Origin of the sequence: Pseudomonas sp. MF6755 (assembly GCF_016405635.1) — a bacterium.
GTDB lineage: Bacteria > Pseudomonadota > Gammaproteobacteria > Pseudomonadales > Pseudomonadaceae > Aquipseudomonas > Aquipseudomonas haemolytica.
In genome coordinates this window covers 127,805-143,672 of record NZ_JAEKDA010000017.1, presented here as the reverse complement: position 1 = coordinate 143,672, position 15,868 = coordinate 127,805, and the positions used below count along the sequence as shown (strand labels likewise).

General features: G+C 62.0%; 6 protein-coding genes. 2 read left to right on the top strand and 4 right to left on the bottom strand.

The features are described 5' to 3' along the window. Positions 1 to 22 precede the first annotated feature (22 nt). Entirely contained in the window at positions 23 to 8,779 is an 8,757-nt protein-coding gene (locus JFT66_RS22695) for a neuraminidase-like domain-containing protein (RefSeq protein WP_198860201.1), read from the bottom strand. 431 nt (positions 8,780 to 9,210) lie between these two features. On the opposite strand from JFT66_RS22695, the gene JFT66_RS22690 reads away from it, so the two are divergent. After that, positions 9,211 to 11,367: a TonB-dependent siderophore receptor gene (locus JFT66_RS22690; protein ID WP_198860200.1), complete on the top strand. Its 2,157-nt coding sequence runs from the start codon at positions 9,211 to 9,213 to the stop codon at positions 11,365 to 11,367. 27 nt (positions 11,368 to 11,394) lie between these two features. On the opposite strand, the gene JFT66_RS22685 is transcribed toward JFT66_RS22690, so the two are convergent. The 3 genes from JFT66_RS22685 to JFT66_RS22675 form a co-directional block, all read right to left on the bottom strand. Beyond that, positions 11,395 to 11,832 (bottom strand): carboxymuconolactone decarboxylase family protein, encoded by a 438-nt coding sequence (locus JFT66_RS22685; protein WP_034119200.1) that lies wholly within the window; start codon positions 11,830 to 11,832, stop codon positions 11,395 to 11,397. A gap of 93 nt (positions 11,833 to 11,925) precedes the next feature. Continuing rightward, positions 11,926 to 13,371, bottom strand: coding sequence for a mechanosensitive ion channel domain-containing protein (locus JFT66_RS22680; RefSeq protein ID WP_198860199.1), 1,446 nt, complete (start codon positions 13,369 to 13,371; stop codon positions 11,926 to 11,928). 181 nt (positions 13,372 to 13,552) lie between these two features. Then, entirely contained in the window at positions 13,553 to 14,419 is an 867-nt protein-coding gene (locus JFT66_RS22675; RefSeq protein ID WP_153839346.1) for a pirin family protein, read from the bottom strand. Positions 14,420 to 14,778: 359 nt separating this feature from the next. On the opposite strand from JFT66_RS22675, the gene JFT66_RS22670 reads away from it, so the two are divergent. Further along, positions 14,779 to 15,867, top strand: coding sequence for an efflux RND transporter periplasmic adaptor subunit (locus tag JFT66_RS22670; RefSeq protein WP_198860198.1), 1,089 nt, complete (start codon positions 14,779 to 14,781; stop codon positions 15,865 to 15,867). Position 15,868: the final 1 nt, after the last annotated feature.

Below are 15,868 nucleotides of genomic sequence, written 5' to 3'. Positions count from 1 at the left end.
AACACGTGAAGGTCAAGACTGCTCACTTGAACACGCTGGCGGTGAACTGCACCGACACAAACAGATTGAGCAAGGACTCGCCATCGATATGGCCGTTGCCATCGAGCAAAGCGGCCAACAGGGGGTTGGATTTCATGGTTTGCAGATCGAACAGCACACGCCATTCCCCGGCGATCTGCTTCAGGGGGATTTTCGCGTAGGCGGCCTCACCCGCCAGGCCCACCGTGGTCACTGCCTGTGCCGGTTGACCACCGGCGGTCAGGGTGAGGAAGCTGGCGCTGGGTGGTAGCTGGACGCCGCTGCTCACCACCAGGGCCAGGTATGCCTTGTCCACCACCAGATCGCGGGTGTTGGGAGGGAATAATTGCGCGGGCATGTCAAACACCAGGGCCTGGGTCAGCGGGTCGCCGGTATCGTCGAGAAACGCCGCCCACACCTCGGGCTCGGCGGTCGCCAGGCTGACCATCAGCGCCGCGCTGTAGGTGCTTCCGGCGAGTTTGCCTTGCACCAGTTCGCCATAGGTCTTGCCGCCGTCGGTGGCGGTATAGCGCAGGCTGAACTGCACGTCCTCGATCAACGAAAAATCGAACTGGTTGGTGTTCTTGGGCAACTGGTAGCGCCAATTGGACACCGCCCCGGTGCCCTCGAAACGCTGCAACTTCTCGACGTCGGAGAAGTACTCCAGAAAGGCCCCTTCATCGGCGGCGGCGCGGCTCAGGGACACGCTCTGGTTGGAGCGCCAGTCCACCCACACATCGCCGCCGGGGTGGCCGGACCCGTCGAGCATGTATTGCAGGCCGACCGGGTTGGGCTTGAGCAGGATCTTATTGGCGGTCTGGGTCAGGTTGGCGTGGATACCACTGGGCAAGGCGTCATCCGTGTTGACCACGGTGACCGCGACGGTCTTGATGCGGCGGCAGTAGTGGCTGGGGAAATCGAAGTCGAACAGTGCTTCGCTCAGCGTGAAGTCGGCGATACCCTCGGCGCGCAGGCGAATCAACTGCGCCGGGTTGAGTTGCGAAAGGTACACCTCGCGCACGATCTCCTGTCGCAGCACGTCTTTCTGCGCAAACACATAGTCCATGCGGTCCAGCACCAGGCTGAGGCTGGCCCCGGCCATCAGGCCACGGCGCCTGGGGTCCCAGGGATCGCTGGTGAGGTAAGCGGTGGTGTCGCCCAACGCCCATTGCAACGCACTCTGGGCAGCATCCACCGACTGCAGGGCCAATTGATAGAACTGGTAGTACAGGGCCGTAGCGCGACTGACGCGCCAGGCGTAGTAGTCCGGATTGTCGAATTTGCTCAACAGGAACGCCTGCTGGGCCTCGGCGTTTTTCAGGCCGATCTCGTAGCCGGCGTAGTCAGCCTTGGCACTCGCCAAGTCGCAACGAGCGTTAAGGATCTGCTGATCGATCTGCTTGAGTTCCAGACCTGCCTGGGTCGACTCTTGCTCCCAGCCGGCCTTGAGGCGCTGGAACTGGCCAACGGTGTCACTCAAGTCCTTGGCGGTATCGGCCACCTCGGCGACCTGGCGCCAGATACCCGACGTGCGATGCAGCCCGGTTTCAATCTGCTCGCCACCGTAGGTCATAGCGAATGGCGAACCCACCTGTGGCGCCAGGGCCGCAATCGCCGCGCCGGTCTCAAAGCCGATCGCGACAAAGCTGGCAACCCGCGAGGCAATCCCCAGGGTGATCGAAACGATCTCGGCGGCGATCATGCCCTGGCTGATCAGCCCGTCGTAATACTGCTTGCGCTGTTCGGTGGTGGCCCGCGTGGCGAGCACCGCTTCCAACGTGTGCTGGGCAGCCTGGGTGCGCTGCTCGAACGAGAGCAATTGCGCGGCAGTCAGGCGTTGCTCGTGGGTCGATTGCAACAGCATCAACTGCTCGCTGCTTTGCGCGGTCAAGGCCTGCTCCAGTTCGCTGCCGAGCATTTGCAGGTCGCCGACCACTGCTCGGGCGTTCATGAGCAGACCGGCAAAACGCAATGTCTGCGCCGTTGGCGGGCGCACTGCCAGTTCGGCAAAGCCGGCACCCGCGCCATTGGCCGCAGCGGCCCGCACCAGCGCCATAGGGTCGATGGGCGCGGCAAACAGCGGCAGTAGCAAGGTGTTGCCGTCCAGGTCGAGGTTGTTGCGCAGCTTGTACAGGCGGTCTTCGACACCGTCCCAGCGCGCCATCAGTTGGTCGTTTTGCGGCACGCAGAACAGCGCGTCAATTTCATTGAAAGCCCCGCCAGCCATCGGCACCGCTTCGTCCAGGGCTGCGCCGCGCACCGTCAGCAGGTTTTCCATGTCCAGCAAGAATTGCGGAATGGCCGCGGGATCGTCCCCATAGCGTTGCAAGATTTCGTTGAAGGTCACCGGCAATTGATCAGTGCAGGGCCCGACGCTTTCAGGGCGCGGCCCCAGCAGGTCGCTGGCCATGGCATACAGCAGGTAGGCGGCATTCAGATATTCGCGGGTTTTGCGCGCAAAGAAGCTGTCGCCCCAGGCCACGAGAAGGTCAATGTAATTGCAGAATGTCGCCCGCTCGAACGCTCCTATGCGCAGTTGGGCGATGGCGTACGGGTCGTAAGGATCGCTGTTGTACACCGCAATCTGCACGGGGCTGGTCAGGGTCTGCACCAGGGACTGCTGGGTGTGGTTGCGAAACGGCTGGAAACGCCAGAACTGGCAGGCCAGGCTGGCAGTCTGGTGGTTGAACAGCACCGCACGCACCTGTTCGATCATCCGCGTGCGCAAGACAGGGTCTGCCACCTGGGGGAACAAGAAGCTCAGGTCGGTGAACCGGCTGTAGTCGGCAGCCACGTGGTTCTGCGCAGTGATCACCGCAGTGGCCTTGAGCAGGAGGAACGCGGCATCGGCTTGTTCGGGTGAGATATCCGGGGTCTGGAAATCCTGAGGGCTCAGTGAGGTCAGGCGCTCGGTGGGGTTGAAGATGTATTGCAACCACCCCAGGGCCGCCTGGAAATCCCCGGCCTGGAACAATGCATCGGCGATCAGCCGGGGGGTGAAAAAAAACAGCTCCCAGTAGTACAGGCCGTAGACCCCGTCGAAATCCACTTGGGTGGCGTCGCTCAACACCGGTGGGCGCACCCGCTCGCCGGGCGCATAGCTGCTGAACGGCGTGGTAGCAATCACCGGCGCCTGTTGCTGGTGCAGGCTCAATAACGCAGGCACCCCGCCTTGCTGCAAAGCGGCGGCAAGCCTGGGCACTGCGCCGGTGGTGAGCCGTGTGAAGCGGTAATAAAGATCCTGCACGCTGCGCCGCCAGGTATTGTCGTAGTAGACGCGCAGGATCAACGCGACATCGGCGGTCAACAGCGCAGCTTTCTGGGCAGGCTCGTCGGGGAACAAGTCGTCGAGGTCATCCAGGGGGTCATAGTTGGCGCTGATGTAACCTTGGGCCCCGATGACCTGGCGTGCCTTCAAGGTCTCGAAGACGTACTGGGCCTGGCTCTGGGAAATCCCCAGGCGCAAAAACGACTGCACCGTGATGATGACCCGGTCGTCTTCGGCGTAGTAGGACACCAGGGTCATGGTCGGTAGATCCACCAGTACCACCCGCACCTGGGCGGTCTTGATCTGGCGGCTTTGCAACGGCTCGCCCGGGAACAGGTAACTCAAGTCATCGCTGTTGAGGAAGGGCTCGCTCAGGCGCCCCTTGTTGTCGATCACACCGTGCTGCACCAGCAGGTTGAACACCGCGATGGACTCCGCCGCCGTAATATCGCTGCTGATAAACGACGTATTGGTAACCGACTGCGCGGTCTCCAGGCCCATCGCGCGTGATTTCTCGTTCAACGCAGGAGCGCGCGAGGTATCCGGGGTCACCAGGAAGCTTTCGCTATTGACGTTGCCGACGAAGTGCGACGGCTGATTCTTGATCACAAAGGTCGAGCATTGCCGGTTGGACAGGCGCGCGAACAGCACCGCATCGCCCATGGCAACGAACAGTTGCTGGCGAATGGCGAACTCCACCGAGGCATGATCCGGTGCGCCGTCAAGGATCTGCGAGAGGTCCGTGGCCGAGGTAAAGCTGGACCGCACATAATCGCCGCTGTCGAGAATGCCCGCGGCACGCAGGTCGAGCATGGCCTGGTCGGCCGCACCTTGGCCGAGGGGCGTCATCAGGAAGGTCTGCGCCTGCACTTCGCGACTTTCAATGCTGGCCTGCAACAGGCAGTGTTTGGCCCAGAGGCGAATAATCTGCACATCGCGACTGTCATCGCCGAAGAACAGGAAGCGGAAATCGGCGTTGTTGCTGAAACCCGGTTGCACCACGTACTTGGCGGAACTGCTGCCGGCCTTGAGGTAACCGGCGGCTACCAGGTCGAGGATCAACTGCTGCGCTCCCGCCAGTTCGAGCCCGCTGAACTTCACCAAGGCTGGGGTGACCGGGGTGCGCAACAGCGCGGTGTCGACACTGTTATTCCAGTCGCCATAGTAGTTGGTGCGAAATGGATTGAGCGTGCCGCGCGCATACAAGCGGTTCATCGCATAGTCATACAGCGGCTGCACCGTGGGCGGCACGCCGAAAGCATAGTTGTCCGCCAGGTTGAGGAATTCGGTGCGCTGGAACAGGTAGTCCTTGAGCAACTCGCGGTTGAGCAACAGCGGCTCGCGTAACCCCACCAGGCCGCGAAAGCCCGAGGCGATAGCCTGGTTAACGATGCGGCTGCGCTGGTACACCTGGATTTCAAACTGCGCCACCGCCGGGTTGACTTGGCTGCCGCTGGGCGCAAGCACCGAGGTGTCGATCGGCGTGCCATTGGAGGTGTTTTCCAGGAACGGCCCGTAGAGCACCGCGATTTTCTCGTCGATGCGCACATCGTTTTCCGGGCCGATCGGCGCGGTGCCGGCAAACAGCAGCACATTGCACTTCTGCCAGAACAGACTGTTGATATTGAACAGGTCGTAACCCGACTGGGTGGACAACTTGACGTTATTGGGCCCGGCGAAAATCACCTGCTCGGGGGCCAGGGTCTGGTCGCCGACCCAGGTGCCGCTGGCATCCATGAAGCTGTAGCGGATCGCGGCTTTGTACACCACGCTGTTGCTCGACTGGGTATTGCCCTGGGTGGTTTCAATGGCGGTACTGGACACCACGCTGGTTTCCACCCAGAACACAAACAGGCGGCCGAAGGCATACACCGGGGTTACATAGGGTGACTTGATCGTCACATCGATGGCGGTCCACTGGGACCAATTGGCCTCGTGCTCCTGCTTGGCCCAATAGTAGGAATAGGGTTCGGTGGCGCTGCGGGCAAACACGAACAATGTATCGATCTCACCGCGGCGCGGGTCGCTGACGGTGCCACGGAAGGCATCGACAAACTGCAACGACGCGTACCCTGAAAGGCCTTGCACGTAGGTTCGATACGCGCTTTCCACCCGTTCAGGGGTGATGTTGGTCTGTAGCAGGTCCGCTTCCAACTCACGGAACAATGTGGTGCGCGACGAACGCAAGGTCGGGACCAGGTAGTTTTCCGGGTAGATGAACACCCGACGGTTGGCTTCCCACATCCGGTAGGTGGGGAGCCATTCCCACCACACCTGGGGAATGGGTAGCTGGGTGATACCCGGCTCGATATTAGCGCGCACCCGGTTCAGGTACATCTGCACCGAGGCCAAGGCCAGTACCACTTCGGAGGTCTGATTCGCGCCGCCCATCTGTACATCGAGCAACAGGTAACCGGACAGGTCATTGACCGTGCGCACTGACGGCAGGCTGACCTCGTAATACCACAGCAGGCTGGGCACCAGCACATCGCGCCGGGCCTCCAGTAACCGCGCGTCGATACCGCCACCCACTTCAGCCCAGGCGCCGCGCAGGTGTGCAGCCGCAGCGCCCGCCAGCGTGTTGGCCAGTTGCTCCCAGGCCTGCCAGTCGGCGGTGGCGGCACTGCCGCTCAAGGCCCACTGCCGGCTGTGCAGCAGGGCTTGGTAAGCACTGGCACCGAAACCGCCACGGCGCAGCATCGAAAAAATAGTTACCAGGCGCAGCAGGCCATGGGTGGTGTCGTACAACAGGTCAGTGGTTTGCAGCGCTGCCAGCACACCGCACAGGTCGGCCTGCGACCATCCCGTCAACGTGCACAACGCAGCAGCCTTCTGACCGTCGCTACAGGCGGTGTCGGCGGGCATCGAGAGGTAGGCCAGGTAGCTGCTATCGGAAAGCCCCAGGGCTTGGCGGCTCTGAACATACACGCCCATGGCCTGCAAAGCGTCAAGGCTGAACAGCGCCGCCGGCATCACGCCGAACACCGTCGGCATGGCCAGCATGGCGGTCAACACGGGTGCATCCAGGGGCAGCGCTTCACTGACCAACAGCAAACGGCTGGCGTCGAGCAAGGCTTGACTGCTGACCTGCCAGGTAGCATCGCCGTCGGCGCTCGGGGTAAGCAGGCACGTCAGCCAGGCTGACCGCTCGGGCTGTGCCGAAACCATTGCCCCCACGGCACCGATCAATTCGACGCTCACGCCCGCCAAGGTTGCCAGGCCGCTGTCGAGGACCTGCGCCTGGCTGCGGTGCATGCGATTGAGCGTTTGGGCCACCACCTGCGTTTCTTCCTCACTCAGGCCCAGGGCCGCCAGCGCCGCCTCGGTGACCGCCAGCGGTACCAGGGCAACGGCGATATCCGGCGCATTGGGTATGTGCCGATGGTATGCCATGCGTACATCCACCACGACAGCCGGGCTCAAGGCCAGTATTTGCGCGTAAAGCGTGTCTGCCATGACTTCGCTGACGGTATTGCCCACCAGCGCGGCCGGGGTGAACAGGCTGCCCTGGGCCTGGGTCCAGATCGATAGCAGCGCGGCATGACTGAGAACAGAGGCCGCTTCGACCAGCAACGGGGCCTGGGGATCGAGGTAGGCTTCCACCTGATCCACGCTCAGATGGCATTGCTCCAGCCAGTTGGGGACCAGCAACCAACGTGCCAGGGCCTGCGGCGGGATGGGTTGGGTCATATCGATTTGCACCCAGGCCGCCGTAGCCTGCAACGCATCCACGCCCAGGCCCATAGCCCGCGCCAACGCGGCCAGGCGGTACAGGCAAGAGAGATTCGAGACCGTCAGGCGTACCTCGTCGTCATCGGGAAACGCCAACGCCGCCAAGGCCTGCAGATCGGCCGAGGTCACTCCGAGGCCGGCCTGCAACCGCGCCGCGTCAAAGCCGGGTTGGTCGGTGTGCCCGGCCATGACATCCCAAATGGCGACTTCATCGGTGTAGAGCGGATTGGACGGGTCCTCGGGGTGATACACCCGGCCATCGGCACCGAGCACCACTGGGTTGTTCCAGACCTGATCAAACAGCGAAGGCGTGCCCGGCGCGCCACCCGAACCGCTGGTCGGCATGCCGGCCCATAAGGCCGAGGCCTGCGCCCAGGTCCAGCCCAGGCCTTGCACCACACCACGGGCCATGGCCAGCGTCGCGAGCGTATCCGCGTTCAACAGATTCAGGCCCAGACTACCCAGGCCATAGCCGAGATCGGTAAACCCCAACCCGCTCCAGCGGGCCAGGCGGATATAACGGTTCACCGCGTCAAGGGTGGTGGGCGTCAGGTGGGTCAGCGTATCGGGGCTGTCATCGCCCAGTTGAATCTGCACCGACTGCCCCGCCGGCAGCGACTGGTTGAACCACAGCCCATGAGCCAGGCCGGCCTCCAGTTCCTCGGCCGTCAAGCCCTGGCGGGTGAGCTCGACCACAGCTGCCCGTGGCAGCCCCGAACGGTGTGAGAACACCGTCAGCTCCGACAGGCTCGCCAGCGTATTGTCGGCACGCAGCCCCCAGGCAGTCTTCAATTGCGCCTCGGTGGCCAGGGGCGTCACCCCAAACGTGGCCTGCTCCCGGGATAACGCCAGCACCGCCAGCGCCAGGGCATAGGGGTCGGCAGACGCAAAGCCCGCAGTGGTGCCGTAGATCTGCGCCAAGCTCAGGTCCAGGGCCTGCAAGGTCAGGTCGACGTACATCCGGTGAGGGTTGAACGGAGTGCTGAACGGGTACGTGGTGGTCGCCAGCAGCCAGGGAATATCAGCCTGTAGGGTCTCGACCCGCAACTTGTCGGTCAGCACCCGGTTGACGATACCGAGGTACGCAAGCGGATCATGGGTGGTCGCGCAACTGAGCGGCAAGGTGAAAAGGTCATTGCGCCGGACCGCCAAGGGATACTTCGCTGGAATACTGTCTTTGTTGACCTGGCTGACATAGGCATCGGTGATGCGCATGATGTCGACGTAATAGGCGGCGGGCCCGAAGATCGACTTGCAGTCCTCACAGCTGCAGAAGTTCTGGTTGCCAAACATGGCCGCGTAACTGGGCAGCGCTTGCAGTTCAGCCAAGGTATCTTCGGTCACGGTGCTTGCGCGCAGCATCGTCGCCGCCGACTGTGGCCGTGAGGCCACCAGGTTGGCCCACAGATGGCTGACTTGATGTTTGGTATGCGCGGCATTGGCGTACAGTTGCGCGGCGAAGTTGGGGTCCATGTCCTGGCCAATCCTGGCGAGGAACACCGACTCGGGCATGGCGGCGATCTGATGGGCACTATGGAATCCCAACTCCACGAGGCGTTGCGCCGCACTCTCGCTGCCACTCAGGTGTAACAGTCGCTGGTACGCCCGCACGACCTGCTCCGCCTTGGACACTCGCGTCTTGCCAGCCCCTTTTTTCTTGCGGGCCTGCGCACTGTCCTGGGCAATGAAATCAAACGTGGCCAGGTCAAAACCTGGATGTTTGGCATAGAAAGCATGCAACGCACTCTCGACGATCTTCATGATCGATCCTGTCCGTGGCGGCGGCTTCAACAAGCCGCTATCTGTGGCGAATTCCCTTTGATGCAGTGCGACGGTCCGACAAAAAAACACAGGAAGACTCTGCCGATAAAAACATCAGCGAATATGGAAATATCACTTATTTCAAAGAGTTGAAGATAAAAAACACAGATGCCAAAGCCACTTTTGCAGTGGGTCAGCCAGCACGTCCATCCTTGGCTGCACATCTAGATACGAGACTAGTCCAATAACTTTCTCTGCAACTTCTATTGATAGATTAAAAGGCTATCAATCAAAGGAGGGCTAAGAATGTCGCGCAATCAGCCATTGAGCAGTCTCGACAACTTGTAAAAGCAGTCATTTGGCCCTAGCGTAGCGACCCTTCCCGGCGCCCCGCGCGTTCGCTGCCACCTGTCTGTAAAACGGAAACCTCGATGGCTATTCGTCCCCCTTCCTCTCTGTTGAACCTGAGCCTGCACAGCGTCAGCCTCTTGCTGTGCAGTGGCGTGGCCGTGAGCCAGGCCGCGAACCTCGAACTGGCCCCGGTCACCATCCAGGGGGAAGCACCCGGCAGCTATCGCGCAGACACCGCCTTGGTCGGTGGTTTCAATGAAGCGCCGCTGCTGGACACACCCGCCTCGATCACGGTGATCAACGCCGCGCTGATCAAGGACCAGCAAGCGCGCCTGCTCAGTGAAGTGTTGCGCAACGATGCCTCTGTCGGTGAAAGCTATGCACCGATTGGCTATTACGAAAATTTCTTGGTGCGCGGTTTCTCGCTGAACGCGGCCAGCAGCTACAAGATCAACGGGCGCACCATCACCGGCGAGCAGAACGTCGCCCTGGAAAACAAGCAGCAGGTGGAAGTGCTCAAGGGCCTGGCCGGGTTGCAGAGCGGCATTTCCGAACCCAGCGGCGTGATCAACTATGTGACCAAGCGCCCGGAGGATGTGCGCTCGGTGACCGTCTCCACCGATGATCGCGGCAGCGGCTATATCGCCACGGATGTCGGCGGCTGGTTTGGCAGCGAGCAACAATTCGGTCTGCGTGCCAACGTCGCCCATGAAGACCTCAATTCCTATGTAGAACACGCCAACGGCCAGCGCGATTTTGTATCCCTGGCCTTCGACTGGAACATCAGCCCCGACGCCGTGCTGCAACTGGATGCCGAATACCAGAACAAGCAACAGCGTTCGGTGCCGGGTTACCAACTGTTGGGCGGTACCGAAGTGCCCCAGGGTGCCTCGCCGAAAAAACTGCTGGGGCATCAGAGCGGCGGCAAGCAGGTGGCAATTGATTCGCTGAACCTCAACGGCAAGTTCGAGTACCGCTTCAGTGATCAGTGGAAAGGTAATATCAGCGCGGCGCGAAGCAAGGTGGTGATTGATGACTACAGCTCGTTTGCCTGGGGCTGCTATTACGTCAGCACCTGCAATGCCAACACCTTCAGCCCCGAAGGTGACTACGACATCTACGACTACCGCAGCCCCGACGACACTCGCCGCGACGATGAAATCCAGGCGGCCATGACCGGGCTGTTCGACACGGCGGGCCTGGGCCATGAGTTGACCTTTGGCACCAGCGCGTTTCGCCGGGTGATCGACAAGCGCGACTCGGTCAACGAGTACATCGGCAGCGGCAATATCCATCAGGACGCGCCGAGCTTCTCACCTACCGACAAGCCACTGAATGACAGCCATCGCAACCTCGACAGCCGCCAGTACGGCCTGTTTGTCACTGACCGCATTCGCTTCAACGAACAGTGGCAAACCATCCTCGGCGGGCGCGAAGTGCGCCTGGATGAAAAAGCCTTCGACAAACAGGGCAACCAGGCCCGCCACACCCAGCAATACGTGTTCCTGCCCCAGGCGTCGTTGATCTACAAACCAGTGGAAAACGTTTCGCTGTACACCAGCTACAGCAAGGGCCTGTCCCTGGGCGGCACCGCACCATGGTTTGCAAGCAACAGCAGCGACACTCTGGCGCCCACCACGTCACGGCAGATTGAAGCCGGTGTGAAATACGACTGGCGCCGCATCAGCTTCGCCGCCGCTGTTTTCCAGACACGCCAGGCCTATCAGTATTCCAGGCCAGATGGCGCGGGCAACTTTACCTATATGCAACAGGGCCAGCAGAAAAACACCGGCCTGGAGCTGTCCGCCAACGGCTGGGCCACTGACCGCTTGCAAATCGCAACCAGCGTCGCCGCGATACGCGCGCGGGTGAGTGGCAGCGGTACACCCGACTATGAAGGCCACCAGGCAATCAACGTGCCCAAGCTGCGCGCCAGCTTGTATGCCGACTATGCGTTGCCGTGGGTCAATGGGCTGGCGGTGCTGGGCGGCGTGCAATACAGCGCCAAGAAGTACGCCAACCGCAACGGCAATGTGGAGGTGGGTGATTACGCAGTGGTCAATGTCGGCAGCCGCTACACCACCAAGGTCGATGGGTATGAGACGGTGTTTCGCCTGAGCGTCGACAACCTGTTCGACAAGCGCTACTGGCGCGATGCGGGCGAGTACATGGGCGATGACTATCTGTTCCAGGGCGCGCCGTTGACGGCGCGCTTGAGTGCGTCGGTGAATTTCTGATTCACCCGCCCCTACCGGAATAAGGGTTTACTTAGGCATCTTGCGAAAGCCCACCGCCAGGCGATTCCAGCTGTTGATGGTGGCGATGGCCACACTCAGGTCGACCTGTTCTTGTGGGCTGAATTGCTCGGCCAGCGCGTTGAAATCTTCGTCCGGGGCGTGGGTCTGGCTGAGCAGCGTCAGGCTTTCGGCCCAGGCCAGGGCAGCGCGTTCACGCGGGGTAAAGAATGGCGTTTCGCGCCAGGCCGACACGGTGTACAGGCGCCGCTCGGTCTCACCGCCCTTGCGTGCGTCGGCGGTATGCATGTCGAGGCAGAACGCGCAGCCGTTGATCTGCGAGACGCGCAGGCGCACCAACTCAAGCAGCGGCAGTTCGATGGAGAGTTTGCCGACCGCCGCCTCCAGGGCGAGCATGGCTTTCATGGCGTCCGGGGAGGCGGTGTAGAAATCGGTACGGGTTTGCATGGTATTGCTCCAGAACGGTGGGATTGGTGAGCAGGTTAGTCACCGCAGCGTTCTGGAGGAATAGCCAATCCGGGCGAAGAACAGGTGACCAATCTACAGGCCACGGTTCCTCAGCCACTGCAAAAAGCCCTTCTTCACCGGTACCACCGGCGCGTCCTGGGTCAGTGTCTGGGCGGCATGCATACGGAAATCCAGCAGCGCCTTCATTGCCTCGCCGATGTCATGCCGCGCGTCCAGGCACGGCTTCAAGTATTCCTTCTCGATGCGGTACAGCGTGCAGAAGGTCTTGGCCGAGAAGTCCGCCAGCGCGGCCTGGTCGGACAGGATCCCCGCCTCACCGATCACTTCCCCCGGCCCCATGCGCCCGGCCTCGAACGTGTGCCCGTCCTTGATCAACAGCACCGAGACCACGCCGGACTCGACGATGAACAGATGATCGCTGACCTCCCCCGCCGCCAGGATCATCTCGCCGGCGCGGTAGGTGTGCAGGCTCATGTTGTGGCTGAAGGTGTCTTTTTCTTCCTGGCGCAAGGTGGAGAAGATCGGCGAGCGTTCAAGCAACGCCCGGGCTCCGGAAAGCGCTGGCGGCGTGCTGCCTTCAGTCGCGGACAGCAGGCCCACACCCGCCGCCTGTAAGTGCCGGTACGCCAGGTCGTAAAGCAGGTTGCGCGTTTCGCGCTTGAGGCCCATGGCCGGCACGAACCCGCTGATCTCATATTCGGCGCCGCCACTGGTGGACGCCTTGAACGCCACGCTCGGGGCCGGCTGGGCCAACAATGGCCGGCAGCCCTGCATTGCACGCTCCAGCGCGTCGATCACGGTTTGCGGGCGTGCATGGGGGCTGACTTGCAGGCTGACCGTCAGCCCGAACATATCCGCCGGGCGCGAAAAGTTGATGATCTTGGCCTTGGCCGCCAGGGAGTTGGGAATCACCGCCAGGCTGCCCTGGGAGGTTTGCAGGCGCGTGGCGCGCCAATCGATATCGGTGACGCGGCCTTCGGTGCCGTCGATGGAGATCCAGTCATCGATCTGGTAAGGCTTGGTGGTATTGAGGACGATCCCGGAAAACACGTCGCTCAGTGTGCTCTGCAAGGCCAGGCCGACGATGATCGCCACCGCGCCGGAGGTGGCCAGCACGCCCTTGACCGGCAGGTCGAGCACGTAGGCCATGGCGGCGATAATCGCGATCAGGAAGATCACCGCGCCCATCAGGTCCTGCAACAGGCGCCCGGTATGGCCGACCCGCTGCATCATCACCGCGCCGAGCAACACCGTCAGGGTGCGCGCGCCGAACAACCACCAGCCGATCTGCAACGCCGTGGCAGCCAGGTGCAGAGTGGTGTCGTCGGCATAAGGCGCCGCTTGCATGGGGTTCATGCCGTCGTTGAACAGCACGGCACTGAACACCGCGAAGATCACCAGCCGCGCCGCGAGTTTCCAGTTGGCCAGGTCGGCAGAGATCAGGCGCCACACGGCGATGTCGATCAAGATCAACGCGACGGCGCACAGCATCGGGTGATCAGCGATAAATGAGGGCATCCAGGCGACTCCAGGGCGAATGCCGAGAAGATCGCATGAAATGAAGATCGCGGGTATAGCACAAAGCAAAATGTGGGAGGGGGCTTGCTCCCGATAGCGGTGGGTCAGTCAGAAAAACTCAAACTGACAGCCCCTATCGGGTTCAAGCCCCTCCCACAGAGGTTATAAACCTACCCAGTATTCAGGCGTGCATCTGCCCGAACTTGCCCGACTGGAAGTCGGCGAACGCCTGGTGGATCTCCTGCTCGGTGTTCATCACGAACGGACCGTGGCCGACGATAGGCTCGTCGATCGGTTCGCCGCTGAGCAGCAACACCTTGGCGTCCTCATTCGACTCCAGGGTGATCCGATCACCGTCACGCTCGAACAGCGCCAACTGCCCTTGGCGTGCGACTTCCTCGCCATTGACCAGCACGGTGCCGCTGAGGATCACCAGGGCCGTGTTGCGCCCGGCGTGCAGGTCCAGCGTGACCGCCTTACCGGCGTTGAGGCGCAAGTCCCACACGTCAATCGGCGTGAAGGTATGGGCCGGGCCATGGGTACCGGCGAACTCACCGGCGATCAGGCGCAGGTGACCGGCGTCGTTGGCCAATGGCAGCACCGGAATATCGCCATCCACGAGGGTCTGGTAGCCGGCATCGGCCATTTTGTCCTTGGCCGGCAGGTTGACCCACAGTTGCACCATTTCCAGCGCTCCGCCGCGACGGGCGAAGTCTTGGGAGTGGAACTCCTCATGGAGAATGCCCTTGGCGGCGGTCATCCATTGCACGTCGCCGGGGCCGATTTTGCCACCGGCACCCGTGGAATCGCGGTGCTCGACTTCGCCGTCGTAGACGATGGTCACGGTTTCAAAGCCGCGATGCGGGTGCTGACCGACGCCACGACGCTGTTCGGTGGGCGTGAATTCGGCCGGCCCGGCGTGGTCCAGCAACAGGAATGGGCTGATGTGCTTGCCCATGGTGTCGTAGGAAAACAATGTGCGTACCGGGAAGCCATCGCCGACCCAGTGGGCGCGGGGGCTGGTGTAGAGACCAATCAGCTTTTTCATGTGTACCTCCAAAGTGAGTACACAATAAATCGCCTCACCCTTGGGCACTAGCCGGCAAAACTGGCCCGCATCGTTCTATACATAGGACAATGCTTTAACTTGCCGCTGCCGCAACAGAGCGAACGCGACAAAGGCCAAGCACGTCAACCGGGCAACATCAGCCCTCCGCTAACCGCCACCATTGTCACGCCTATCACCACAATCCGCTGCGGTCCCACGCACTGGATGTGCTGCGTGAAGGTGCCGAGGCATTTGCCATGGGGATTATCCGGGGCTGGATTAATTTATATTTCAACCATAATATAAGTTAAAAATTATGACCGTAATTTTTTTGCCCGCTGGTCACCCTGGAGCCCGCCATGCACCCTCTCCCTCTGCGTCTTCTCACGCCCCTGGCCCTGTTGACGGTGCTCGGTGGCTGCAACAGCCAAGCCGACAATGCCGCTCAAACGCCCCTGCCGCGCCCCGTGCTGGCGGCCACTGTCGAAGCCGCCAACACTCAGCAAAGTGCCTATACCGGTGTAGTCGCCGCCCGCACCGAAAGCGACCTGGGCTTCCGAGTCAGCGGCAAGGTGATCGAACGCAAGGTCGACCCCGGCCAGCGCGTTGCCCGTGGCGACACCTTGCTGGTGCTGGATATCGGCGACTTCGAATTGGCGCTGCGCTCGGCCAAGCACCGCGTCAACGCCGCCCTGGCCCAGCTGCGTCAACGCCGCGATGATGAAAACCGCTACCAGCGCCTGGCCAGTACCGGCGCGGTGTCGCGGCAGATTTTCGACCAGTCGGCCACCAACCTGCGCGTCGCGGAGGCGGAACTGGCCGCCGCGCAATCCGATGCCAGCCAGATTGAAAACCGCCGCACCTACTCGGTACTCAAGGCCGATGGCGACGGCGTCATTACCGACGTGCGCGCAGACCACGGCCAAGTGGTGGCCGAAGGGCAAATCGTTGCGCGCCTGGCCCATGACGGTGCCCGTGAAGCCATCGTCAACCTGCCGGAAAACCAGCGCGACCAAGCCTCGCAAAAGGCCCTGGCCTTCCCCTTCGGCGCCCCCGACCAGGCCGTGACCGCAACCCTGCGCGAGCTGTCTGCCAGCGCCGACCCGACCACCCGCACCTACCGCGCCCGCTATGTGCTGCACGGTGCGGTAGAGCGTTTCGCCCTCGGCTCCACCATCACCGTACGCCTGCAAGGTAACGGCCAGGCCCGACAAACCCGCGTGCCGATTGGCGCACTGCAGGACGCAGGCCAAGGCCCCGGCGTGTGGCTGATTGGCGATGACAACAGGCTCACCTTCGCGCCGGTAAAAGTCGCCCGCCTCGGCCAGGAAGACGCATGGCTCGACAGCGGCGTGTCACCGGGCCAAACCATCGTTGCCCTCGGCGCGCACCTGCTGCACAGCGGCGACACGGTGCGAATCGCCCTCAACCGCAAACAGGACCACTGAG

Bases quoted from the DNA above. Each gene is read 5' to 3' on its own strand.
- JFT66_RS22695 (WP_198860201.1), bottom strand. From the start codon at position 8,779: ATGAAGATCGTCGAGAGTGCGTTGCATGCTTTCTATGCCAAACATCCA.
- JFT66_RS22690 (WP_198860200.1), top strand. From the start codon at position 9,211: ATGGCTATTCGTCCCCCTTCCTCTCTGTTGAACCTGAGCCTGCACAGC.
- JFT66_RS22685 (WP_034119200.1), bottom strand. From the start codon at position 11,832: ATGCAAACCCGTACCGATTTCTACACCGCCTCCCCGGACGCCATGAAA.
- JFT66_RS22680 (WP_198860199.1), bottom strand. From the start codon at position 13,371: ATGCCCTCATTTATCGCTGATCACCCGATGCTGTGCGCCGTCGCGTTG.
- JFT66_RS22675 (WP_153839346.1), bottom strand. From the start codon at position 14,419: ATGAAAAAGCTGATTGGTCTCTACACCAGCCCCCGCGCCCACTGGGTC.
- JFT66_RS22670 (WP_198860198.1), top strand. From the start codon at position 14,779: ATGCACCCTCTCCCTCTGCGTCTTCTCACGCCCCTGGCCCTGTTGACG.